A 23,560-nucleotide genomic window follows, 5' to 3' on the forward strand; every position below is an offset into this window, starting at 1 on the left:
CTAAGGCACCGGCCGCGTCAATCCATGCTCATTGAGCGCCTGGGCCGTGGCGCGCCGAAACGCCTGCTGTTGCCAGCGACCCCACCGACGCCACCACGGCCGCGTGAACGGCAGCAGGCGCATGCTCAGCGACCGCAGACAGCGCGGCCCCCACAACAGCAGCGGGTACCAAGGCCAGGCCGCCGGCAAGCCCAGGTTGTGCATGCCCTGCCCGCCAATGAACCAGCGCACCAGGCTGAGGTGACACGCCCGGTCCCAGCGCCCGCGCCAGCGCGCACCCCAGGCATAGGGCCGAGACAGCGGCTCGTCCATCAGGGCCCGGCCCAGGGCCACGCTCGACGCATCCGATGGCGCCTGGCTCAACAGATTGCGGTACAGCAGCACCCGCCCGGTCTGCTCATCGTCACACAACCAGCACTCGTCCACCCCCATGAGCCAGCCCACGTAACGCCACAGGTGCATCACGGCATTGGCATCCTGGCGCGAGAAGATGTCGCCGGTCATGCGCAAGCCCAGCAATTGCACAGCGCTGAACGCCAGGTAAGTGGCTTGCATGTCCAGCTGATTGATGGGCACGCCCAGTTCGGCCGCGTCCCAGTCGGGGGCGCGCTGCAGCCGCACCCGCACCAGCGCGTGCATCAGGCGCACCTTGACGGTCATCACATGGCCCGGCGCCCCGGGATTCAGACCACCGTCGTCGGTGCACATCAACCACCACAGCGCCGTTTCGGCGATACGCTGGGGCGCGCCACGCTGCAGCTGGCCGGTGCGCAACAAGGTTTGGTTGATGGCCGACGCCTGGTAGCCGGCCATGAGGGCGGCGTCGCGCAAGACCATCGTGCCCAAGCGTCCGGAGGTCTGCAACACACGTGCACCTCGCCGCAGCCGGGCCTCGTCCAGCCAGGCCGGCCGGGCGTGCACCCGGCTGATGAGGCGAGCCAGACAGCCCGGCACCCGCGCATCCTGCGCCGCGGAGGCCGGGTCCATGCCCAGCGCCTCTTGCACCAGGGGCCACGCCCGTGCACCACCTTGCGCCAGCATCCATGCCGCCACCTCGTCGGCCAGCGGGTCACCGTCCCACAGCGCCATGCCCATGGCCTGCCAGTCACTGGCGTCGGGCTCAGGATCGCCGTCGATCATCCACCGCAGGCGGGCCGCCATGGCACGACTGCGTTTCAGGTCGGCACCGTGGCGCCTGGGGGGCTGCTGAGGGGCGACAGGCAGCGCCACCGAGTCCCTCGGTGACGTGCCCATGGCGCTGCGCTCCTGCGCTGACTGCATGCCCACTCCGTGTTCGTGAATTTGATCACGGATCTTGACGCATCCCGCCACGCCTGTCCCTGCCGATTAACACCATGCGGAAACACCCTGATGCAATCGTCACAGACGCGCACAGCGCGGTGGAACAAATGGCGAAACGAAGGCGCGCGGCTCGCCCAGAAAAAAGCCCGCCAGGAGGCGGGCTGATGAGGCGCGATCGGTGGGACACAAGCCCCACGGTCATCACTTCTTGCGCAGGCGGCGGATGGCAGCCAGTTGGGCCACCAGTTCGGCCAGTTCGCTCTGGGCCTTGGCCAGGTCCAGTTCGCCGCTGGCGTTCTGCACGGCCTCTTCGGCCAGGCGCTTGGCCTCGTTGGCTTTGGCTTCGTCCAGGTCCTTGCCGCGGATGGCGGTGTCGGCCAGAACGGTCACGCAGTGAGGCTGCACCTCCAGGATGCCGCCTGCAACGAAGACGAACTCTTCTTCGTTGTTGTCGGCGCGCTGGATGCGCACGGCGCCCGGCTTGATGCGGGTGATCAGCGGGGTGTGGCGCGGCAGGATGCCGAGCTCGCCCACTTCACCTGGCAGGGACACCAGCGTGGCCTCGCCCGAAAAGATCGACTCTTCGGCCGAGACGACGTCAACGTGAATGGTGGACATATCGTGCTTTCAAAAAATGCGGTTCTTGCTGCGCCCGGCATCCAAGCCCCGAGGGGTACTTGAAGCGCCGAACTGAGCAAGCGATCGGTCGTGAATCAAGGCGCCGCACACAACCGTAGCTGAGGCTACGGTGCGCACGGCAACGCCAAGTCACGGCCGAGCGCGCCGCTCAGTTGAGGGCCTTGGCCTTTTCGAAGGCTTCGTCGATCGTGCCAACCATGTAGAAGGCTTGCTCGGGCAGGCTGTCGCACTCGCCGTTCACAATCATCTTGAAACCACGGATGGTTTCCTTCAGGGGCACGTACTTGCCAGGGGCACCGGTGAACACTTCGGCCACGTGGAAAGGCTGCGACAGGAAGCGCTGGATCTTGCGAGCGCGGGCCACCAGCAGCTTGTCTTCCGGAGCCAGTTCGTCCATGCCCAGAATGGCGATGATGTCGCGCAGTTCCTTGTAGCGCTGCAGGGTGTTCTGCACGGCGCGGGCCACGGTGTAGTGCTCGTCGCCCACCACGTGCGGGTCCAGCTGACGCGAGGTCGAGTCCAGCGGGTCCACAGCGGGGTAGATGCCCAGCGAAGCGATGTCACGGGACAGCACCACGGTGGAGTCCAAGTGGGCGAAGGTGGTGGCAGGCGACGGGTCGGTCAAGTCGTCCGCAGGGACGTACACGGCCTGGATCGAGGTGATCGAGCCGACCTTGGTCGAGGTGATGCGCTCTTGCAGACGACCCATTTCTTCGGCCAGGGTGGGCTGGTAACCCACGGCGGAAGGCATGCGGCCCAGCAGCGCGGACACTTCGGTACCGGCCAGGGTGTAGCGGTAGATGTTGTCCACGAAGAACAGCACGTCACGGCCTTCGTCGCGGAAGGATTCGGCCATCGTCAGACCGGTCAGGGCGACGCGCAGACGGTTGCCCGGCGGCTCGTTCATCTGACCGTACACCATGGCCACTTTGGATTCGGCCAGGTTGTCTTGCTTCACGACGCCTGCATCAGACATTTCGTGATAGAAGTCGTTGCCCTCACGGGTACGCTCGCCCACACCAGCGAACACCGACAGACCCGAGTGAGCCTTGGCGATGTTGTTGATGAGCTCCATCATGTTCACGGTCTTGCCCACACCGGCGCCACCGAACAGACCCACCTTACCGCCCTTGGCGAACGGGCAGACCAGGTCGATCACCTTGATGCCGGTTTCCAGCAGCTCGGTCGAGGGCGACAGTTCGTCGTAGGCCGGGGCCTTGCGGTGGATCGGCGCGGTCAGCGTCTGGTCCACGGGGCCACGTTCGTCGATGGGGTTGCCCAGCACGTCCATGATGCGGCCCAGGGTTGCCTGGCCCACGGGCACGGTGATCTGTGCGTTGGTGTTGAACACCTGCATGCCACGGCGCAGGCCGTCGGACGAGCCCAGCGCGATGGTGCGGACGATGCCGTCACCCAACTGCTGTTGCACTTCGAGGGTCAGCGCGGAGCCGTCCATCTTCAGGGCGTCGTACACCTTGGGCATGCGGTCACGCGGGAACTCCACGTCCACCACGGCGCCGATGCACTGAACGATCTTGCCCACTGTTTGCGTGTCAGCCATTTTTCGTTCCTTCAATTCAAATCAAAATCTTCGGATCAGACCGCAGCCGCACCGGCCACGATCTCGGACAGCTCGGTCGTGATCGCCGCCTGGCGGGTCTTGTTGTAGACCAGCTTCAGTTCCTTGATCACATTGCCAGCGTTGTCGGTCGCGGCCTTCATGGCGACCATGCGAGCCGACTGCTCCGAAGCCATGTTCTCTGCCACAGACTGGTAAACCAGCGCCTCAACGTAACGGGTCATCAACTCGTCGATCACCAGCTTGGCGTCCGGCTCATAGATGTATTCCCATGAATGAGTCGTTTCGCCTGCGAACTCGTCGGCACCCAGGGGCAGCAGTTGCTGCACCTGAGGCTCTTGCTTCATCGTGTTGATGAAGCGGGTGTAGCACAGGTACACCGCGCTGAGTTCGCCCGCCGTGTAAGCGTCGAGCAGCACCTTGACCGGGCCAATGAGCTTTTCCATGTGCGGCGTGTCGCCCATGCCGACGACTTGCGCGACGACATTGGCACCGATGCGGTTGAAAAAGCCGGTGGCCTTGTTGCCGATGGAGACCACGTCGGCCTTGATGCCCTGACCGTCCAGCTCTTTGAGCTTGTTGGTCACGGCACGCAGCACGTTCGTGTTCAAGCCACCGCACAGACCCTTGTCCGTGCTCACCACGATGAAGCCCACCTTCTTGCCTCCCGCACTGGGCAGCATGAAGGGGTGGACGTACTCGGGGTTGGCCTTGGCCAAGTTCGCCGTGATGTTGCGCACCTTTTCAGCGTAGGGCCGAGCCGCAAGCATGCGATCCTGCGCCTTGCGCATCTTCGAAGCCGCGACCATTTCCATGGCCTTGGTGATCTTCTTGGTGTTCTCGACGCTCTTGATCTTGTTGCGAATTTCCTTGCCTACGGCCATGGTGCGCTCCTTTAGGCGAAGGTCTTCTTGAACGCGACGACGGCCGATTGCAGTTCAGCTTCGGCGTCCTTGTCCAGGGCCTTTTTCTCTTCGATCTTGGCCAGCAGGGCGCCGTGGCTGGTCTTCAGGAACTGGTGCAGACCGGCTTCGAAGGCCAGAACCTTCTTGACGTCCACATCGTCCATGTAGCCCTTGTTCACGGCAAACAGGGTGGCGGCCATCGTCGAGACCGACAGGGGCTGATACTGGGCCTGCTTGAGCAGCTCGGTCACGCGGGCACCGCGGTCCAGCTGCTTGCGGGTGGCCGCGTCCAGATCGGAAGCGAACTGCGCAAAGGCAGCCAGTTCACGGTACTGGGCCAGGTCGGTACGGATACCGCCGGACAGGCTCTTGATGACCTTGGTCTGAGCAGCACCACCCACGCGCGACACCGAGATACCGGCGTTGATGGCGGGACGGATACCAGCGTTGAACAGGTTGGTTTCCAGGAAGATCTGACCGTCGGTGATCGAGATCACGTTGGTCGGAACGAAAGCGGACACGTCACCGGCTTGCGTTTCGATGATGGGCAGGGCGGTCAGCGAACCGGTCTTGCCCTTCACTTCGCCGTTGGTGAAGGCTTCGACGTAGTCGGCGTTCACACGAGCGGCACGCTCCAGCAGGCGCGAGTGGATGTAGAACACGTCGCCAGGGAAGGCTTCGCGTCCGGGCGGACGGCGCAGCAGCAGCGACACTTGACGGTAGGCCACGGCCTGCTTGGACAGGTCGTCGTACACGATCAGGGCGTCTTGACCGCGGTCGCGGAAGTACTCGCCCATGGCGCAACCGGAGTAGGCCGACACGAACTGCATGGCAGCCGAGTCAGAGGCCGAAGCGGCGACCACGATGGTGTAGTCCATGGCGCCGGCTTGCTCCAGCGAGCGCACGACGTTCTTGATCGACGAGGCCTTCTGACCGATGGCGACATAGATACAGGTGACGCCCTGGCCCTTCTGGTTGATGATCGCGTCAATGGCGACGGCGGTCTTGCCGGTCTGACGGTCACCAATGATCAGCTCGCGCTGACCACGGCCGATCGGCACCATCGAGTCGATGGACTTGATGCCGGTCTGCAGGGGTTGATCCACGGATTGACGCGCGATCACACCGGGGGCGATCTTCTCGATGGGAGAAGACAGCTTGGCGTTGATCGGGCCCTTGCCGTCGATGGGCTGACCCAGGGCGTTCACCACGCGGCCCACCAGTTCGGGACCGACGGGCACTTCCAGGATGCGGCCCGTGCACTTCACGGTGTCGCCTTCGGAGATGTGCTCGTACGAGCCCAGGATCACGGCGCCGACGGAGTCACGCTCCAGGTTCAGGGCCAGACCGTAGGTGGGGACGCCCGAGGCGTCGGCGGGGAACTCCAACATTTCGCCTTGCATCGCATCGGACAGGCCGTGGACGCGCACGATACCGTCGGTCACGGAGATGACGGTACCTTGGTTACGAATGTCGGCAGCCGCGCCGAGACCTTCGATGCGGCTCTTGATCAGTTCGGAAATTTCTGCGGGATTCAGTTGCATGCTTTGCTCCCAGGCTGGTCAAGGGCTGCACTCAGGCATACCTCGTTGACAACAGCCGGCGACGGGTTCGCCGCCGGCGGGGTTAGCGACGGTTCTTGCTTGGAGGTCGGAGGCTGGTTCACGCCAGGAGAGCCGACTTCATGCGTTCCAGACGGGCCTTGACGGAGGTGTCGAGCACCTCATCGCCCACGGCCACGCGCACGCCACCAATCAGGTCGGGGTTGACCTCGACCTTGGCAGTCAGTTGGCGACCGAAACGCGTCGACAGGGGGCCCAGGATCTCGGCCACCTGGGCGTCCGAGATCGGAAAGGCGCTGACGATGTGCGCTTCAGACACGCCCTGACGGGCTTGCACGAGCGACTGGTACTGCTCGACCATCAGCGGCAGCGCCGCCAGACGGCCGTTCTCCAGAACGGTACGCAGGAAATTGGCCACGGCTGGTGCCAGAGCCACCTTGGCTGCCCCGGCGATCACGTCGAAGACCTGCTCCTGCGTGACCTTGGGGTTGTCGGCGAAGTCCTGCAGCTGGGGGTCGCGAGCGACCACCCACAGGGCTTGCGCCTGCTCCAGCCAAGCGGCCTGCTCAGCCACCGGGGTGGCTTTGAAGAGGGCTTCGGCGTAGGGCCGTGCGATGGTGGCGAGCTCAGCCATGATCACAGCTCCGTCTTCAGGCGGGACAGCAGGTCGGCGTGGACCTCGGCTGACACCTCGCGACGCAGGATTTGCTCAGCACCCTTGACGGCCAGCACGGCGACCTGCTCGCGCAGGGCCTCGCGGGCTTGCACGGCCTGGGCATCAGCCTCGGCCTTGGCGTCGGTGACGATCTTGGCGGCTTCGGCCGAGGCGCGGGCCTTGGCTTCTTCCACGATCGCGGCCGCACGCTTTTCAGCGTCAGCCAGACGTTGTGCGATCTCGTCGCGGGACTGGGAGAGCTGCTCCTGGACGCTCTTGTTGGCGTTCGCCAGTTCCAGCTTGGCCTTGTCGGCCGCAGCCAGACCGTCCGCGATCTTGTTGGCGCGCTCGTCGAGCGCCTTCGTGATCGGCGGCCACACGAATTTCATCGTGAACCACCACAGGATCCCGAAGACCACGATCTGCGCGAACAGCGTTGCGTTCAGATTCACGGCTCGGACCTTTCTCGTTTAAATGGGATGTTCAGTCGAGAAAGACCGATTACTGGGGCAGCGAAGCGATGAAGGGGTTCGCGAAGGCGAACAGCATGGCGATACCCACGCCGATCAGGAAGGCGGCGTCGATCAGACCAGCCAGCAGGAACATCTTGGTTTGCAGTTCGTTCATCAGCTCAGGCTGACGAGCGGTGGCTTCGAAGTACTTGCCACCCATCAGGGCGATACCGATACAGGCACCGATGGCGCCCAGGGCGATGATCAGACCACAAGCCAGAGCGACGTTTGCCAACACCAGTTCCATGATTGCTCCTAAAAGAAAGGTTGGTTAAGAAAAGGAAAGGGACAGGAAAGAAAACGAGAGAAACAGAGATCAGTGGCCTTCGTGAGCCTGACCGATGTACACCAGGGTCAGCATCATGAAGATGAAGGCTTGCAGGGTGATGACCATGATGTGGAAGATCGCCCAGGCCGAGCCGGCCAGCAGGTGCAGGACCCACAGGCCAGCGCCGCCGGCTGTCAGGGCCGTGCCCACAGCCGCACCCAGCAGGGCGATCAGCATGAACACCAGCTCACCTGCGTACATGTTGCCCCACAGCCGCATGCCGTGAGAGATGGTCTTGGCGCCGAACTCCACCATGTTCAGGAAGAAGTTGGGGATGATCAGCAAGATGGTGCCCACGGCGCCGTGCGCGTGGAACGGTGCGGTGAACAGCTCTTTGATCCAGCCGCCCACACCCTTGATCTTCATGTTGTAGTACAGGCAGACCAGCAGCACCGAGATGGACATGCCCAGGGTGATGGACAGGTCGGCGGTGGGCACCACACGCATGTAGGCATGGTGCGGGTCGTGGCCGGTGGCGGCGTAGTACTCGGTCCACAGGCGCGGCAGCAGGTCCACCGGGATCAAGTCCATGGCATTCATGAAGAAGATCCACACGAACACGGTCAGGGCCAGCGGTGCCACGGCCTTGCGCGACGTGGCGTTGGGAATGATGGACTTGGCTTGCGTGTCGACCATCTCGACCAGCAGCTCGACAAAGCCCTGGAACTTGCCCGGCACGCCGGAGGTGGCCTTGCGCGAGGCACGCCACAACAGGAAGACAGCCAGTGCACCCATGACGAAAGACCAGAAAACCGAGTCGTAGTTGATGTACGACCAGTCCACGATGGCCTGGGGCTCAGCGTGGTTCTGCCAGTGGCGCAGGTGGTGCCCGATGTACTCGGGCGCGGTAGGTGCGTGTTCAGAAGCCATCGTCAAACTCTAGTCAAACCGAATTCTTTGAGCGGCGCAGCCCGAAGAGCAGCACCACCACCACAACCTTGAGGCACAAGATCAGGGTGACCAGCAGCGCAGCCCAGTCGACGGGCTTGAGCACCACCGGCGCCAGCGCCAGCAAGGCGCCGGACAACCCCAGCTTGGCCACCTCCCAGAACAGGAGGCCACCGACGCTGCGCCCCGCATTCGGGCCAAACACCCCCCGAGCCATCAACAGGCTGGGAAGCACCACCACGCCCACCGCGTACAACGCAGACAGCACGGCCTCGGCCCGATTCGTGAGCGCCCCCCACACCAGCGCGACCAGCACCCCGAAGGCGGCTTGCATGGCGATCACGCGCCACACCGACACTCGAGGGTGCTTGGCGATCAAGGCTTGCGCCTCTGACCGCGTCAGCGGCCGGACCGGGGTTTCGGCATCCTTGTGCCAGTCGTCCAGGTCGGATTCTTCAAAGGTCTGCCAACGCTGCCTGCCCTGGCCAGCCGCGGCGTTGTGCTGTGGAGGCTGCTGCATGCGCTTGGTAACCGCTGAACGATCCGCCCTCCAGCGCAAGCACCTCAACCCGATATTCAACCGGGTGACGGCACGCCCACGCTGGCGAACTGACACAAAAACGCCGACCACGCGTCGGCAAAACCTAAAGATTATAAGCACTTACCCGCAAGACACCAAGCCCCTACACCCAAACGGACGCAAACACCCCCGGATGTGCGGGTCACCGGGCGACATCAGCGTGGCCCAGGGACCACAAACAGGGGTTAACCCAAACCGTTACACATCCCCCATGTAAGGGAGCTCTAGGGCAAGCCCGGTGACATTTGCGGCATCGCACACCAAACAATGGGCACACGTCACCAACGCCTTCTTTGATTGTTCAGCGCTTTGCGCCCCACCCTCAGGCACCGCCCGCTGAGCAACCCCCACCGGCGTGCACCAGGAGTACAGCATGTCTACCGTCCAGGCCAAGAAAGATCCCGTCCGCACTTACTTCTGCCCCATCGACCGCATCGGGGCGCGCGAAATTCAGCAGATGTATGGGCTGTACTCTTCATTCTATGAAAACACCTCGCTGGACATCTTCCTGACCGACCTGGCCAAGAAGTCCGGCGTGATCCTGGTGTCGCGCAAGGAAGACAACCGCATCGTGGGCTTCTCCACGCAGACCTTCTTCAACCTGGTGGTCGATGGCAAGCGCGTGCGCGGCATCTTCAGTGGCGACACCATCGTCGAGCCCGCCTACTGGGGCAACAATGCCCTGGCCAACACGTTCTATCGCCGCCTGATCATCGAGCGCATCAAGCAGCCGTTCGTGCCCTTCTACTGGTTCCTCATCTCCAAGGGTTACAAGACCTACTTGCTGATGACGAACAACTTCTACAACTACTACCCCAAGGTCAACGGCAACCGCCCTGGCATGGACGAGCGCTTCCGCCGCATCACCGAGGCCTACTGCGAAGCCCTGTTCCCGGAGGCCTTTGACCGCGAGAAGATGGTGCTGGACTTCGGCAACACCTATGTGCGCCTGAAGGGCGACGTGGCCGACATCACGCCCGAGCTGGCCGCCGCCAACAAGCACATCGGCTTCTTCGACAAGGTGAATCCGGGCTGGCGCGAGGGCCACGAGGTGCCTTGCCTGGCGGCCTGCGACTACGAAAGCCTGTTCCGCTCGATCGTCGATGTGCCATGGAAGTGGATCAAGAAGCACATCCTGGGCACGCACCGCCGCCCTGGCACCGAGCTGGACCCCAAGCTGGCACGCAACCGCGCCGCCGCCAAGTCTCCCGCCCCCGCCCAGGCCGATTGGCTGGCAGACGACGAAGACAGCCTGAAGCAAGGTGGGGCCTCCTGAGATGGGGGCCGGCATCACCTTCGGACACCACCTCCTCAAACTGCTGGTCAACCCGGGTCGCCAACGCTTCGAGCGGCACCTGGGTGAACTGGAATCGGTGCAGCGCGCCAGGCTCAGCCGTTGGCTGGCGGCAGCATCGCGCGCCCCGGCCTGGCAGAAGCACGGCCTGCGCGCCGATTGGTCGTGGGAAGAGTTTGTCCGTCGCATTCCCATCTCCACCTACGCCGACTACGCCGAGGGGCTGGCCGAGCAGCGCGAGCGCCAGCAGTCCTGGCTGATCGATTCGCCGGTGGCCCGTTATCAGCCCACCAGCGGCTCGACATCGGCCGTGAAGTGGATTCCCTACACCAAGCTGTTCCTGGACGAGTTGGACCAGGTGATCAGCGCATGGGTGGGCGACCTGTACGCGCAGTACCCGGGGCAAGCCGGTGGCACCCATTACTGGTCGCTGTCATGGATCCCCACCGCCTTGCGCGCCCAGACGGCCGGTGACATCAACGACGACATGAAGATGTTGTCGTGGGGCAAGCGTGCGCTGGCCTACCTGACACAAGCCGTGCCACAGGAAGTGGCCCTGGCGGAGACGCTGGAAGACTCGCTGTTTGCCACGGTGGCGTACCTGTGCGCCGATGAGAGCCTGGGGTTCATTTCGGTGTGGAGCCCGACCTTCGGGCTCAACCTGCTGGAGCACATGTCGGCCTGGCGCCAGGAGCTGGCCGAAGCGCTGTTGCATGGGCAGTGGGGCGCGCGCACCGCACGGATGGCCGGGGTGCGCTGCCCCCGGTCCGACCGCGCCGCTCGGCTGCTGCGCCAATGGAATGGCGAGCTGGACCCAGGGTTCTTCCAGGCCTTGTGGCCCAAGCTGGCGGTGGTCAGCGCCTGGGACACGGCCGCGGCGGCCCCCTGGGCCAAGGCCTTGCAGAACAAGCTGCCCCACGCGGGCTTCCAGGGCAAGGGCCTGTGGGCCACCGAAGGCGTGGTGACCTTCCCCTTCCAGGGCAAGTACCCGCTGGCCTACCTGAGCCACGTCTACGAGTTCATCGATGCGCAGGACGAGCGCGTGCTGGCGCCCTGGCAGTTGCGCGAGGGTCAGGACGTGATTCCGGTGTTCACCACCGGCAGCGGCCTGGCACGCTACCGCATGAACGATGTGCTGCGCGTGAGCGACTTCCTCGGCCAGGTGCCGTGTTTCACCTTCCTGGGCCGCAACGATGGGGTGGACCTGGTGGGCGAGAAGATCAGCGCCACCACGGCGCAGTCCATCCTGGACGGGCTGCCCGAAGACGACAGCGTGCTGCCCGTCACCCTGCTGGCCATCGATCAGATGGAGGGCGGGCGACCGGGCTATGTGCTGCTGGCCGAGAGCTTTGGGAACCAAGCGGTTGCGACGAAAGCGCAAGCCTTGTCAGACCATCTGGAGTCTGCCCTGCAAGGGCATTTTCACTACAAACTGGCGCGCGAGCTGGGGCAGTTGCAACCGGCACAATGCCTGCTGTGCGCCGACATGCGTGAGTTGTACCTGGACTTGTGTCGCCAGCGCGGCATGATCGAGGGCAACATCAAGGTCGAGCCCCTGCGACACTGGCCTGGCACCCTGCCTGACTCACTGCGGCCGCTTTTGCGTGCCTGACCTGCTTCCGAGGAGTTTTTTTCATGGCCTTGACCTACCGACTGGCCCAACCGTCCGACAACCCCCGCATGCAGGATCTGGTGGCCAAGATCACCATGCCCGGCCCGGCCGAGATGTGCTTTCAACGCCAGCCCGACTTTTTCATCGGGGCGAAGGTGATCGGTGAATCGCAAACCATCGTGGTGGTGGACGACGATGAGCGCCCCGATGCCCTGGCCGGCCTCACGGTGATCTCCGGGCGCCACGTCTTCATCAACGGCGAGAAGCGTTACGTGTACTACTCGGGCGACACCCGGGTGGACCCCTTTTACCGCCGCAGAGGCATCGGCGGGGGCATGTTCGTCGAGCAGAAAAAGCACCACCAGCCCACCGACCTGGTGCAAGGCGTGATCATCAAGGGCAACTCCCGGGCCTTGGAAGCAGGCCGCCGCGTGGCCGACAACAAGATCTTCGACTTCTGGCTGACCCACACCATCGAAACCAGCTTCATGTTCATCCGCAAGGGCGCGCCCCGTGTGCCGGCGGGCGTGACGCTGCGTGCCGCGACGGCCGCGGATGTGCCGGCCATGCAGGCATTTCAAGACCGTGAGGCCCCTCGCCGCCATGGCTACCCGGCGTATGACTTCAGCAAGCTGATGGCGGGCGATCCGTACTATGCGGGCCTGTCGATTGGTGATTACACGCTCGCGCTGCGCGACGGGCAGATCGTGGGCATGCTGGCGGCCTGGAACCAGAAAGCCTATAAACAGACCCGCATCATGGGCTTTCATCCGGCGGCACGCGTGCTGCGCCCGCTGTACAACCTGTACGTCGGGGTGGTGGGCGGCTTCAAGCTGCCGCCCGTCGGCGGGATCCTGAGTTACCTGACCTTGGCCAACGTGCTGATCGCCAAGGACGAGCCGGCCATCTACCAGGCCTTGATCGACTGGGTGATGGCCCACCAGGGCAAGAAGGTGGATGCCCTGGCCACCTGTGTGACGCATGGCGACCCGCTGGTGGAGGTGCCTCGCGGCTACAAGCGCCAGAAGCTGTTTTCCGAGCACCTGTGGCTGACCTTCGGTGACGACGATCCACGCCCCGGCATTGATGATCGACCCCTCTACATGGAGCTGGGCCGGCTCTGAGTCCGCCGGGCCCACAGAACACATGCACATGCCTCAAAGGCCGACGATGAAGTACCGAATCATGAACCGCACCGCAGCGACCACGGCCGTGGCCGCTGGCCTGTGCCTGAGCCTGACGGGCTGCCTGGAAGGGGCGCCCACCCTGGAATTGCCCGGTTATGTGGAGGCCGACATCACGGCGGTGGCCACGCCGGTGGCGGGCACGCTGCAGCAGATGCAGGTCAAAGAAGGGCAACTGGTCAAGCCAGGCGATCTGCTGTATGTACTGGAGTCTGCCCAGGAAGAGGCCAAGCTGGCAGAAGCCCAGGCCGTCAAGGCCCAGGCGGCCGCCCAGAGCCGCAACCTGAGCAAGGGCGCGCGCGCGGCCGAGATCGAACAACTGCGCGCCAAGGTGCGCTATGCCGAAGCCCAACTGGAGCAGGCACGCACGCAGCTGCGCCGCACCGAACAGTTGCGCAACAACGGCTTCGTGTCGGACATCCAGAGCCTGCAAGAGCGCACCCAGGTGCAACTGGCCCAAGCCCAGGTGGAAGACGCCAATGCCGCCCTGCGCACGGCCCAACAGGCCGCCCGTGAAGATGAACGCGCCGCAGCCGACGCCGGCGTGGACGCTGCCGCGGCCGGGGTGGCGCAGGTGGAGTGGCTGCTCAAGCAAAAGCAGGTCACGGCGCCAGTGGCCGGCGTGGTGCAGGAGTTGTATGTGCGGCAGGGCGAGTACGCGCAGCCAGGCGCCACCACCATGACCATCCTGCACAGCGACACGCTGCGGGTGCGGTTCTTTGTGCCCAACGACCTGCGGCCTCAGTACCTGCCCGGCGCCAAGGTGAAGGTGAGCATCTCGGGGTGCGACACGCCGCTGGAGGCGACCATCACCCGGGTGAGCGCACGCCCCGAATACACACAACCCATGATGTTCAGCCAAGATCTGCGTGACCGCCTCAGCTTCCTGACCGAAGCCCGACTGGCCGCGTCTTCCACCTGCACGGCCCCGCCGGGCACGCCGGTGGGTGTGCTGGTGCCGCAGCAGGGGAAGCAGGCATCGTGACCGCCGCCGTCGAGAACATCATCGAGGTCAAGGACCTGACCAAGACCTTCGGTGACAAGACCGTGGTCGACCAGCTGGACATGCAGATTGCGCCGGGCCAGCTGTATGGCTTCCTGGGCCCCAATGGCTCGGGCAAGACCACGGCCATCCGCATGATGTGCGGCCTGGTGCCGCCCACCTCGGGTCAGGGCCACTGCCTGGGCTTCGACATCGCCCGTCAGGCCGACAAGATCAAGCCGCTGCTGGGCTACATGACGCAGCACTTCAGTCTGTACAAGGACCTGACGGTGCGCGAGAACCTGCTGTTCGTCTCGCGCTTGTACGGGCTGCGAGACCCGAAGGCTCGCGTCGATGAACTGGTCAAGCAGTTCGCCTTCAACACCGAGGGTCGAGAAAACCAGCGTGTGGGCACCATGTCGGGCGGCTGGAAACAGCGTCTGGCGCTGGCCTGTGCCATGGCGCACCGCCCGCGCATCCTGCTGCTGGACGAACCCACCGCCGGCGTGGACCCGAAGGCCCGTGAGGCCTTCTGGGACATTCTGCAAGACATCGCGGCCTCGGGCGTGTCGGTGCTGGTGAGCACCCACTACATGGATGAGGCCATGCGCTCCAACCGCATTGCCTACATGTTGTACGGCCGGCTGCTGGTGGACGATGCGCCGGAGCTGGTGCTGCAGAAGTCAGAGCTGGTGGCGGCGCAGATCCCGCTGACCCGGCCGTTCAATGACCGGTCCATGTCGCACGACCCAAGGGTGGTGCGCCTGTCCCTGCAAGGCAACAGCCTGCGCGTGGTGGCACGCAGCCACGAAGACATCGGCTCGTGGTGCCGCGACCTGGGCGACCAGGTCGGCACGCCCATCGACATCGATGTAGGACTGGAAGATGTGTTTTTCTACCTCACGCTGCGCCAGCAGGGTGAAGGTACGCGGTTCTGAGGTAGGCCATGCTCTCGTCGTTCAAGCGCATCCGCGCCATCGCCACCAAAGAAATGCACCACATGGTGCGTGACCGGCTCACCTTCAGCTCGTTGATGCTGATGACCGTGCTGTACGTGGTCGTGTTCGGCTACGCCATCAACCCCGATCCGCGACACATTCCCACCGTGGTGGTCGACCACGACAAGAGCGAGTTCTCGCGGCTGTACAGGGCGGCCCTGCAAGAGTCGGTCTACCTGGAGATCGACCCCCGGCAACTGACGTCCGATCAGGCCAGCGAGATGCTGCGCAAGGCGCAGACCTCGGTGGTGATCGAGATCCCGCCCGACTTCACGCGCAACCTGATGCGCGGCCTGCCCGCCACCATCCTGGTGGAGGCCGACGCCACCGATCCGGTGTCGCTCAACGGGGCGATCAGCTCCACCAGCGAGGTGGCCCGCATGACGGCGGCCCACGTGTTTCGGCAAGACGGGATCGAGCCCGCCATGGATGGCAGCCCGCAACTGGAAGTGCGGGTACAGCGGCGCTTCAACCCCCAGGGTGAACAGACGTTCTTCATCGTGCCAGGGCTGGTGGGCATGATCCTGAACGTGTCGGTGCTGATGATGACGGCCATGTCGATCACCAAGGAAAAAGAACAGGGCACGATGGAGTTCCTGCTGGTGACGCCGCTGCGGCCGTGGGAAATGATCATCGGCAAGTCCATCCCGACCTTCCTGGCGGGTGTGGCGCAGGTGATCATGATCCTGGTCATCGCCTTCGGTCTGTTCAAGCTGCCCTTGACCGGCGATCCGCTGGCGCTGCTGGTGCTGCTGCTGGCGTATGGCATCACCACCATGTCGGTGGGCATCCTGATCTCCACCCTGGCCCTGTCGCAGATGCAGGCCATGCAGCTGTCGTTCTTCTACTTCCTGCCCTCCATCCTGTTGTCGGGCTTCATGTTCCCCTACAGCGGCATGCCGGGCTGGGCCCAGGTCATCTCCAAGGGGCTGCCCATGTCGTACTTCGTGGTGGGCTCACGGGGCGTGTTCCTCAAAGAGTTCACGATGATGGACATGTGGCCCCACCTGTGGCCCATCATGCTGGCCGGGCTGGTCTTCACCTTGCTGGCCGTCAAGAGCTACAAACGCACCTTGAGCTGACCCATGTCACGCACAGATCCTTCACCGACGGACGACTGGAACCCGTCATGGTTCCATCAGCGCATGGTGCGCCCTTTCACGGCCAACCCCTACCCGACGCTGGCCGAGGGGCTGCACATGATGTGGCGCTTCGTCATCGGTGGCAGCAAGGCCAACCCCGAGGGCTTGCGCTTTCTGCCACGGCAGGTGCAGCTCAACCGCATCACGCCCCAGTCCACGCTGGGCTTCACGGGCGATGCCATGTCCATGTGGGGCAAGCCGCTGCGGTTTGACCGTGGGGTGGTGGACTTCTTCGCGCCCTGTGATCACGTCATCCTGAACTTTGAAGGCGTGATCACCGACCACGCGCAGTACGCCCCCGATCAAAAGCACACCCGCCCCGTGCTGGACTCGCTGGCGCAACTGGCCCCCAAGGACAAGCTGGTGCTGTCCATGGCCAACAACCACACGGCCGACTATGGCGAAGCCGAGTGCCGCCGATGCCTGAAGCTGCTGGAGCGCGAAGGCTTCACCCATTTCGGCGTGATCGACACGCCGTTCATCGACCTGTCGCCCCAGGTGCGCATCACCACCGGCACGCAGTGGAGCAACCGCAAGGGGCCGCACCTGGCCTGGCTCGACGGGGTCGAGCGACACGTGCGCCCCGGCGCGTTCAATGTGCTGTTCCCGCACTGCGGCTACGAGCTGGAGTTGTTCCCACGGCCCAGCATGGTGGCGCTGATGCGCTCGTGGCTGGGACACTTCGACGCCGTGCTGGGCCACCACAGCCACAACCCCCAGCCCATCACCGCAGAGACCGATGCCTCGGGCGTGCGGAAACTGGCGGCCTATTCACTGGGCAACCTGGCGTTTGGCATGGCCTATCGGCATGTGCCCGGCCTGAGCCAGTTGACCCTGGGTGCGATCGCCCGCGTGACGATCGGCCCGCTGGTGGACCGGCCCGATCAATGGGCCATTGGTGATCTGACATGGTCATTTGTCGAATGCTCTCCGCTGCCCAAGAAGGCTGGCTTCGAGACGCGGCTGGTGGAGCATTGCAAGTTCTTTGCGCCTGAGCTGATCCCCTCGGCCTGATCAGACTGGCCCAGGCAGGGCACGCACCGTGAAGGTGCGCGCCGGCAAAAGCCTGTGCATTCCTGCGCGCCGCCACTGAAAAAGTGCGCGGCGGCGTGGGCACACCCTCTCAGCCTGCGGCGCCACTGACCGAAAGAGTCCTCACGACCCACTTTCGCGTCTGAGGAGCCCATGATGAAACTGCGCCTGTTGAGCATCGCCACACTGACCCTGTCCTTCACCTGCACTGGGGCATACGCCAACGACCCCAAAGCCACCATAGCCGAGCTGGATGCCCGGCTGAACAAGCTGGGGGCGGCCCGCCTGGATGGAGTGACCAAAGTGGGCGACCGCGAAGCCCCGGTGATCTTCTTTGGCAAGCGCAAGATCAATGGCAACTACGACGTGGTCGACGAGATCAAGAAAAAGTCGGGCGCCACGGCCACCGTGTTCGTGAAAGACGGCGACGAGTTCGTGCGCGTGAGCACCAACGTGCTGACGCCCGAAGGCAAGCGTGGCGTGGGCACCCAGCTGGCACGCAACAAGGTGTACGAGGCCGTGAGCAAAGGCCAGGCGTACTGCGGCGATGCCGATGTGCTGGGCACCGCCTTCAGCACTTGCTACAACCCGATCAAGGATGGCGCCGGCCAGGTGATCGGCCTGACCTACGTGGGTTACAAGAAGTGATGATCGGTTGACCTGACGCGGAGACAGCCATGAAGCCCCTGCGGCAAATCGGTCAGACGCTGGACCGGATGAGCACAGCGTCCAAGCTGGGGGCGGCCTTCGCCGTCATGATCATGCTGACAGGGGCGCTGGGCGCCGCCGGGTTGTGGGCGCTTGAGCGTGTGAACCAGGATGCGCAGCACCTGGCACAGCGCTGGCTGCCTTCATTGAGCCACCTTGAAAAAGCGCGCATTGCCATGCTGGAGACACGCGACTTCGAAGTGCGCCACACGCGCGCCGAAGACGAAGGCTACATGGAGGAATATGAAGAAAAGACGGCCAGCGCCATGGCCCGGGTGACAGAGGCCTTTGAGGCACACCACGCCCTGCTGGAAGGTGCGGAAGAGCGCGAGCTGAGAGGCGCCCTTGACAAGGCCTGGTCGGCCTACAAGGACACCCACCAGAAGGTGCTCACCCTGGGGAGGCAGTCTTTGCAAGACGATGCCCGCGACATCAGCGAAGGCGCGGGCAAGTCCAACATGGACGATGCCATCCTGGCGCTGGACCGCTTGTCGGCTTACACCTTCGAACAAGCCAGGCAAGATGGCCATAACGCGCACGCGGTTTACAGCCGCACCCTGGTGGCGCTGGCGGCCGTGCTGATGATCTCCTTGTGTGCGGGGGGCTTGCTGGCCTGGGCGCTGACGCACAACCTGCTGAGGCAACTGGGCGGTGAGCCCACGGCCGTGGCCCAGGTGCTCAAGCGGGTAGCCCAGGGCCAGCTGGCCCAGCGGATCGAGCTGAAGCCCGGCGATCACGACAGCGTGATGGCCAGCCTCCAGGCGATGCAGCAGGCGCTGGCCGACGTGGTGCGCAATGTGCGCCAGGGCTCCGAGCACGTGGCCACCGCCAGCGCGGAAATCGCACAGGGCAACAGCGACCTGTCGTCGCGCACCGAGCAGCAAGCCAGTGCCTTGCAGCAAACCGCCGCATCGATGGAGCAACTGGGATCGACCGTGGTGCAAAACGCCGACAGTGCGCGCCACGCCGACACCCTGGCTCAGGAAGCCAGCACGGTGGCCCAGCGAGGCGGCGAGGCCGTCAATGAAGTGGTGGCCGTGATGAAGGGCATCAACGACAGTTCAAGGCGCATCGCCGACATCACGGGCGTGATCGACAGCATCGCGTTTCAGACCAACATCCTGGCGCTCAACGCCGCCGTGGAGGCTGCACGTGCCGGCGAGCAGGGACGCGGCTTCGCGGTCGTGGCCGCCGAAGTGCGCAGCCTGGCCCAGCGGTCCGCCACCGCGGCACGAGAAATCAAGGCCTTGATTTCCACCAGCGTGGAGCAGATCCAGGCGGGCAGCACCCAAGTCGACCGGGCGGGCGACACCATGCAACAGGTGGTGCGCGCCATCCAGCAGGTCTCCAGCATCGTCAACGAGATCAGCATGGCCAGCAAGGACCAGAGCGACGGCGTGCAGCAGGTGGGCCATGCCATCAGCCAGATGGACCAGAGCACCCAGCAAAACGCCGCCCTCGTTGAACAAAGCGCTGCGGCAGCAGACAGCATGCGTCAGCAAGCCGATGCCCTCGTGCGCGCCGTGGCGGTGTTCCGCGTGAGCGACAGCGACGCACATTCAACCCATGCATGAGACTTCACGGGGCTTGCGGGGCTGACGTCGAGCGCCCCGGGGCCTAGGATGCCTCCAAGGCCCGATGCGGCCACCTTCAGGAGGAATCTCATGCGCAACACCACCACGCCCCACCCCTTCACCCGTGCCCTCACCCGCCGCCAATGGATCGTCGGCGGCCTGGGCGCGCTGTCCATGTCGGTCGCCTGCGCGCAGGCCTGGCAGCCGCTGGAACAAGGCGAAGGGCGCGAGGGCATCCGCACCTGGTCGCGCTCGGTGCCGGGCCAGGCGGTCAACCAGTTCCGGGGCGAGACCGAGGTGCCGTACTCCGTGCTGTCGGTGCTGGCGCTGTTGTCCGATGTGCCCAACATGAAGCACTGGGTGTTCCAGTGCAGCACCTCATCGTCCCCCGAAGGCCTGCCCGCCGACCGCATGTACCTGCAGTTCAAGGGCATCTGGCCGGCGTCGCCGCGCGACGTGTTGCTGCGCACCCGCGTGAGCCAGACCCCCGATGGCATCGTGCACGTGCGCAGCGAAGCCGTGGACGGCCTGCCACCCGACCCGGACCGTGTGCGCATGCCCATGCTGAGCAACACCTTCACCCTCACCCCGATGCCTGGTGAATGGACCCGGATCGAGTTCCAGACGCAGGTGGACCTGGGCGGACACGTGCCCACCTGGCTGGCCAACCTGGTGTCCACGCGCGCGCCCCTGCTGACCTTGCAGGGCATCCGCGCGCAGTTGCCCAAGCCGGCCTACCAGAAGCGCACACTCAAAGACATGGCCATGCACCTGTTTGATGGGCCGGCGCCCTTTGTGCCTGCCGGCCACCTCAAAACCAGCACACCTTGATGCAGATGAAGGCGGCGGCGGCAGACAAGGGATGACGCTGCCTACAATCCAGGGATGAACGCTCATCCCGCTGCCCCCCTGCCCCCGCTGCACAACGACCGCTTCCTGCGCGCCTGTCTGCGCCTGCCCACCGACTGCACCCCGGTGTGGCTGATGCGGCAGGCCGGTCGTTACCTGCCCGAGTACCGCGCCACGCGCGATCAGGCCGGCAGCTTCATGGGCCTGGCCACCAACCCCGAGCTGGCCTGCGAGGTGACGATGCAGCCGCTGCGCCGCTACGACCTGGACGCAGCCATCCTGTTTTCCGACATCCTGACCGTGCCCGACGCCATGGGCCTGGGCCTGAGCTTTGCGGCGGGCGAAGGACCGAAGTTTGCCCACGTGGTGCGCGACGAGGCCGCCGTGGCCAAACTGGCCGTGCCCGACATGGACAAGCTGCGCTATGTGTTCGACGCCGTGCGCACCATCCGCCGCGAACTGACCGACGCCAACGGCGTGGGCAAGGTGCCGCTGATCGGCTTCTCGGGCAGCCCCTGGACGCTCGCGTGCTACATGGTGGAAGGCGGCGGCTCGGACGACTACCGCCTGGTCAAGACGCTGATGTACCAGCGCCCCGACCTGATGCACCGCATCCTGGAAGTGAACGCCGATGCCGTGGCCCTGTACCTGAACACGCAGATTGAAGCCGGGGCGCAAGCCGCCATGATTTTCGACTCCTGGGGCGGTGTGCTGGCCGATGGTGCCTTCCAGCAGTTCAGCCTGGCCTACACGCGCCGGGTGCTGACGCAACTGAAGCAGTCGCACAACGGCGTGCGCATCCCGCACATCGTGTTCACCAAGGGTGGCGGCCTGTGGCTCAGCGAGATCGCCGACACCGGTTGCGACGTGGTGGGCCTGGACTGGACCATGAACCTGGGCAAGGCCCGGGAAATGGTGGGCGACCGGGTGGCGCTGCAAGGCAACCTGGACCCGAACGTGTTGTTTGCGAAGCCCGAACAGGTGGAAGCCGAGGTGATCCGCACGCTGGACGCCTTTGGCCGCCACGACGCCCGCAGCGGTCACATCTTCAACCTGGGGCACGGCATCAGCCAGTTCACCCCTCCGGAGAGCGTGAGCGTGCTGGTGGACACGGTGCACCGCCACAGCCGCACCTTGCGGGGCTGATCAGGGCGCACGCGCGGCCAGGATGGCCGTCAGCAGGATCAAACCGCCCCCCAAGCATTGCACCAGCGAGAGCTGCTCGCCGGCCAGCCACACGGCCGACGCCGCCGCGAACACGATCTCGGTGAGCATGACCACGGCGGCCAATTGCACGGGCACCCGCGCCGCGCCGTACTGCAGGGCCAGGTTCGATGCCACGAACAGGGCCCCCATGCCCAGCGCCAGCGTCAGCCAGTCGCCGTGCAAAGGCGGCCAGCCCGGCACCATGCCGTGGTGCTGCAACACGGCACCCAAGGCCGCCGGCAGGGCCAAACCGCCGATGAACATGGCGGCCGCGCGCTCGGACGCGGGCGTCGCCGCCTGCTGGCGCAGCAGCACGTTGGTCAGCGCAAACCCCAGCCCGCCCAACAGACCCAGCCAGTCGGCCAGCCCATTGAAGCGCGGCCAGCCCCCCTCATCGGGCTGCAGCACCAGCGCGGCGCCCACCAGGGCCAGCACCACGCGCCCTGCGGCCCCGGCCCCCAGACGCTCGCCCAACAGGAGCCACGCCAGCAGCACCGCCCACAAGGGCATGAGGTAGAACAGCAACACCACGCGCACCACCTCGCCCGTGGTGACCCCCCAGTTGAAGGCCGCATTGGTGAAACCAGCGGCCAGCGCCAGGGCCCACAGCAAAGGGCGCCGAGACACGGCCAGCACGGCCGAGGGCCGCCAGATCAGCACCGACACCAGGCCCACGGCGAAAAACACCACCGTGGCCCAGATGGGGTGCAGCCCCTGGACTTGAAGGGCGCGCAAAGGCCACCACGACAGCCCCCACACCAGAGCATTGAACACCAGGGCCAGGTACGGCATGCATCACCCACGCATCAACAGACAAGGGCGCGATGGTACGCCGTGCGCCCTGAATCTTGAGGCCAAGCCTCAGCGATGCTGCACCAGCATCGGCTCCAGTTGCAGTGCATCGCGCGCACGCGACAGGGCATCCTGAGCCTCGGCACGGGTGGCGAAGGGCCCGATCTTGAGCTTGTACAAGGCCCGTTCTCGAAACACGCCCAGCATGGGCAAGAGGTTGGACAACTCGCGCGCCACGCGCTGCTGCAAGCGGTCCACACCGTCGCGCTGACTGAGCGCGGCCAATTGCACCCAGAAGCCACGACCAGCCGGGGTGCCGGCCAGGCTGGTGGGCAGGGCCGTGGACGGGGCAGAGACCGCGGCTGGCGCGGCGGGCGCTGCTGCCGCGACTGCGCTTGGCACCGGCATCACCGGTGCCGCGACAGGCTCGGCCACCGGCGCCTGCACAGGCGCCACCGCCACCGCCACCGGCAAGGCCTCGGTGCCCCGCCAGGCGCCAGAGCGAATGTCATCGAACGTCAGGCGCTCGATGTCCACCTCACCCACGCCACGCCCCACCAGGCCCAGGCGGATGGCGGCCGCGTAGCTGACATCGATCACCCGCCCCTTGACGAAGGGGCCACGGTCGTTGACCCTCAGAATCACCGACTCGCCATTGACCTTGGAGCGCACCCGCACATAACTGGGGATGGGCAAGGTCTTGTGCGCTGCGGTCATGCCGTACATGCTGTAGAGTTCGCCGCTCGCGGTGGACCGCCCGTGGAACTTGGTGCCGTACCACGACGCCAGGCCGGCTTCGCTCCAGGGCGTGTCTTGCGTGAGCGGCTCGTAGCGCTCGCCCTGCACCTCATAAGGCTTGTTCGGCCCGCCCGCCCGGATGGGCTCGACCTGGGGCTCGACCGGGCGCGCTTCCCAGACCGATGGGGGTGGCGGCAACGAGGGCCCGCCATCACGGGACGACTGCGCCTGCCCCGCCCCCCCGGTGGGACCGCTGGCACAGCCGCTGAGGCCCAGCACCCCGGCCAAGGCCATGCCCCCCAGCCAGGCCAGGACTCGACCAGGAGGGCGAGTGCGCTGGCCTCGCGTGTGTTGCGCGTTGATGGCAAGGTGGTGCATGGCGGCACGATAAACCAAGCCCGCGTCAGGCACCAGGGTGCGATCCACCAGGAGGGGCCGACCAGGGCGCTCGGCCAGGCACGTCACCTGCATGCACAATGCACAGTCTGCTTCGTGACTT

The 23,560-nt window shown here is 65.1% G+C and carries 23 protein-coding genes; 11 read left to right on the plus strand and 12 right to left on the minus strand.

From position 1 onward, the window contains the following. The 10 genes from WNB94_RS07455 to WNB94_RS07500 form a co-directional block, all read right to left on the minus strand. Positions 1-1,281, minus strand: coding sequence for an oxygenase MpaB family protein (locus tag WNB94_RS07455; protein WP_341389406.1), 1,281 nt, complete (start codon positions 1,279-1,281; stop codon positions 1-3). Positions 1,282-1,503: 222 nt separating this feature from the next. After that, the gene (locus tag WNB94_RS07460; protein ID WP_341389407.1) at positions 1,504-1,920 is read right to left on the minus strand and encodes a F0F1 ATP synthase subunit epsilon; all 417 of its coding nucleotides are present in this window, start codon (positions 1,918-1,920) and stop codon (positions 1,504-1,506) included. A 169-nt stretch (positions 1,921-2,089) separates the two neighbouring features. Continuing rightward, the gene (gene atpD, locus WNB94_RS07465) at positions 2,090-3,502 is read right to left on the minus strand and encodes a F0F1 ATP synthase subunit beta (protein WP_341389409.1); all 1,413 of its coding nucleotides are present in this window, start codon (positions 3,500-3,502) and stop codon (positions 2,090-2,092) included. A 35-nt stretch (positions 3,503-3,537) separates the two neighbouring features. Continuing rightward, entirely contained in the window at positions 3,538-4,404 is an 867-nt protein-coding gene (atpG, locus tag WNB94_RS07470) for a F0F1 ATP synthase subunit gamma (protein WP_341389410.1), read from the minus strand. A gap of 11 nt (positions 4,405-4,415) precedes the next feature. Beyond that, a complete protein-coding gene (gene atpA / locus WNB94_RS07475; RefSeq protein ID WP_341389411.1) occupies positions 4,416-5,969 on the minus strand; it encodes a F0F1 ATP synthase subunit alpha in 1,554 nt (517 codons plus the stop codon). Positions 5,970-6,087: 118 nt separating this feature from the next. Beyond that, positions 6,088-6,621, minus strand: a complete 534-nt coding sequence (locus tag WNB94_RS07480; protein ID WP_341389412.1) for a F0F1 ATP synthase subunit delta — start codon at positions 6,619-6,621, stop codon at positions 6,088-6,090. A 2-nt stretch (positions 6,622-6,623) separates the two neighbouring features. Then, positions 6,624-7,094: a F0F1 ATP synthase subunit B gene (locus WNB94_RS07485; protein ID WP_341389414.1), complete on the minus strand. Its 471-nt coding sequence runs from the start codon at positions 7,092-7,094 to the stop codon at positions 6,624-6,626. Between the two features lie 49 nt (positions 7,095-7,143). After that, positions 7,144-7,401, minus strand: a complete 258-nt coding sequence (gene atpE / locus WNB94_RS07490; RefSeq protein WP_161648757.1) for a F0F1 ATP synthase subunit C — start codon at positions 7,399-7,401, stop codon at positions 7,144-7,146. A gap of 69 nt (positions 7,402-7,470) precedes the next feature. After that, positions 7,471-8,352, minus strand: a complete 882-nt coding sequence (gene atpB / locus WNB94_RS07495; RefSeq protein ID WP_341389417.1) for a F0F1 ATP synthase subunit A — start codon at positions 8,350-8,352, stop codon at positions 7,471-7,473. A gap of 13 nt (positions 8,353-8,365) precedes the next feature. Continuing rightward, positions 8,366-8,890 carry an ATP synthase subunit I gene (locus WNB94_RS07500; RefSeq protein WP_341389419.1) on the minus strand — a complete coding sequence of 175 codons (525 nt, stop codon included), beginning with the start codon at positions 8,888-8,890 and terminating at the stop codon, positions 8,366-8,368. 433 nt (positions 8,891-9,323) lie between these two features. Between WNB94_RS07500 and WNB94_RS07505 the strand changes: the two genes are divergently transcribed. The 11 genes from WNB94_RS07505 to hemE all read left to right on the plus strand — a co-directional run bounded on the left by WNB94_RS07505 (position 9,324) and on the right by hemE (position 21,471). After that, positions 9,324-10,226 (plus strand): hypothetical protein, encoded by a 903-nt coding sequence (locus WNB94_RS07505; RefSeq protein WP_341389420.1) that lies wholly within the window; start codon positions 9,324-9,326, stop codon positions 10,224-10,226. Between the two features lies 1 nt (position 10,227). Then, positions 10,228-11,856, plus strand: coding sequence for a GH3 family acyl-acid amido synthetase (locus WNB94_RS07510; RefSeq protein ID WP_341389421.1), 1,629 nt, complete (start codon positions 10,228-10,230; stop codon positions 11,854-11,856). 23 nt (positions 11,857-11,879) lie between these two features. Next, a complete protein-coding gene (locus WNB94_RS07515) occupies positions 11,880-12,980 on the plus strand; it encodes a GNAT family N-acetyltransferase (protein ID WP_341389422.1) in 1,101 nt (366 codons plus the stop codon). Between the two features lie 61 nt (positions 12,981-13,041). Continuing rightward, positions 13,042-14,025: an HlyD family secretion protein gene (locus WNB94_RS07520; RefSeq protein ID WP_341389423.1), complete on the plus strand. Its 984-nt coding sequence runs from the start codon at positions 13,042-13,044 to the stop codon at positions 14,023-14,025. Next, positions 14,022-14,960 carry an ABC transporter ATP-binding protein gene (locus WNB94_RS07525; protein WP_341389424.1) on the plus strand — a complete coding sequence of 313 codons (939 nt, stop codon included), beginning with the start codon at positions 14,022-14,024 and terminating at the stop codon, positions 14,958-14,960. The genes WNB94_RS07520 and WNB94_RS07525 overlap by 4 nt, the downstream gene beginning before the upstream one ends. Positions 14,961-14,968: 8 nt before the next feature. Continuing rightward, positions 14,969-16,102 carry an ABC transporter permease gene (locus WNB94_RS07530; RefSeq protein ID WP_341389425.1) on the plus strand — a complete coding sequence of 378 codons (1,134 nt, stop codon included), beginning with the start codon at positions 14,969-14,971 and terminating at the stop codon, positions 16,100-16,102. A gap of 3 nt (positions 16,103-16,105) precedes the next feature. Then, positions 16,106-17,176 (plus strand): CapA family protein, encoded by a 1,071-nt coding sequence (locus tag WNB94_RS07535; RefSeq protein WP_341389426.1) that lies wholly within the window; start codon positions 16,106-16,108, stop codon positions 17,174-17,176. A gap of 171 nt (positions 17,177-17,347) precedes the next feature. Beyond that, on the plus strand, positions 17,348-17,842 hold the full coding sequence (locus WNB94_RS07540; protein WP_341389427.1) for a Cache 3/Cache 2 fusion domain-containing protein: 495 nt from the start codon (positions 17,348-17,350) through the stop codon (positions 17,840-17,842). A gap of 29 nt (positions 17,843-17,871) precedes the next feature. Continuing rightward, on the plus strand, positions 17,872-19,476 hold the full coding sequence (locus WNB94_RS07545; RefSeq protein ID WP_341389428.1) for a methyl-accepting chemotaxis protein: 1,605 nt from the start codon (positions 17,872-17,874) through the stop codon (positions 19,474-19,476). Between the two features lie 90 nt (positions 19,477-19,566). After that, the gene (locus WNB94_RS07550; protein WP_341389429.1) at positions 19,567-20,307 is read left to right on the plus strand and encodes an START domain-containing protein; all 741 of its coding nucleotides are present in this window, start codon (positions 19,567-19,569) and stop codon (positions 20,305-20,307) included. 54 nt (positions 20,308-20,361) lie between these two features. Beyond that, positions 20,362-21,471 carry a uroporphyrinogen decarboxylase gene (gene hemE, locus WNB94_RS07555; protein ID WP_341389430.1) on the plus strand — a complete coding sequence of 370 codons (1,110 nt, stop codon included), beginning with the start codon at positions 20,362-20,364 and terminating at the stop codon, positions 21,469-21,471. On the opposite strand, the gene WNB94_RS07560 is transcribed toward hemE, so the two are convergent. Together WNB94_RS07560 and WNB94_RS07565 are read right to left on the minus strand one after the other, a co-directional pair. Further along, positions 21,472-22,323, minus strand: coding sequence for a DMT family transporter (locus tag WNB94_RS07560; protein WP_341389431.1), 852 nt, complete (start codon positions 22,321-22,323; stop codon positions 21,472-21,474). A gap of 69 nt (positions 22,324-22,392) precedes the next feature. After that, positions 22,393-23,532: a septal ring lytic transglycosylase RlpA family protein gene (locus tag WNB94_RS07565; RefSeq protein ID WP_341389432.1), complete on the minus strand. Its 1,140-nt coding sequence runs from the start codon at positions 23,530-23,532 to the stop codon at positions 22,393-22,395. Between the last annotated feature and the right edge of the window lie 28 nt (positions 23,533-23,560).

This window comes from Aquabacterium sp. A3, from assembly GCF_038069945.1.
Classification (GTDB): domain Bacteria; phylum Pseudomonadota; class Gammaproteobacteria; order Burkholderiales; family Burkholderiaceae_C; genus Aquabacterium.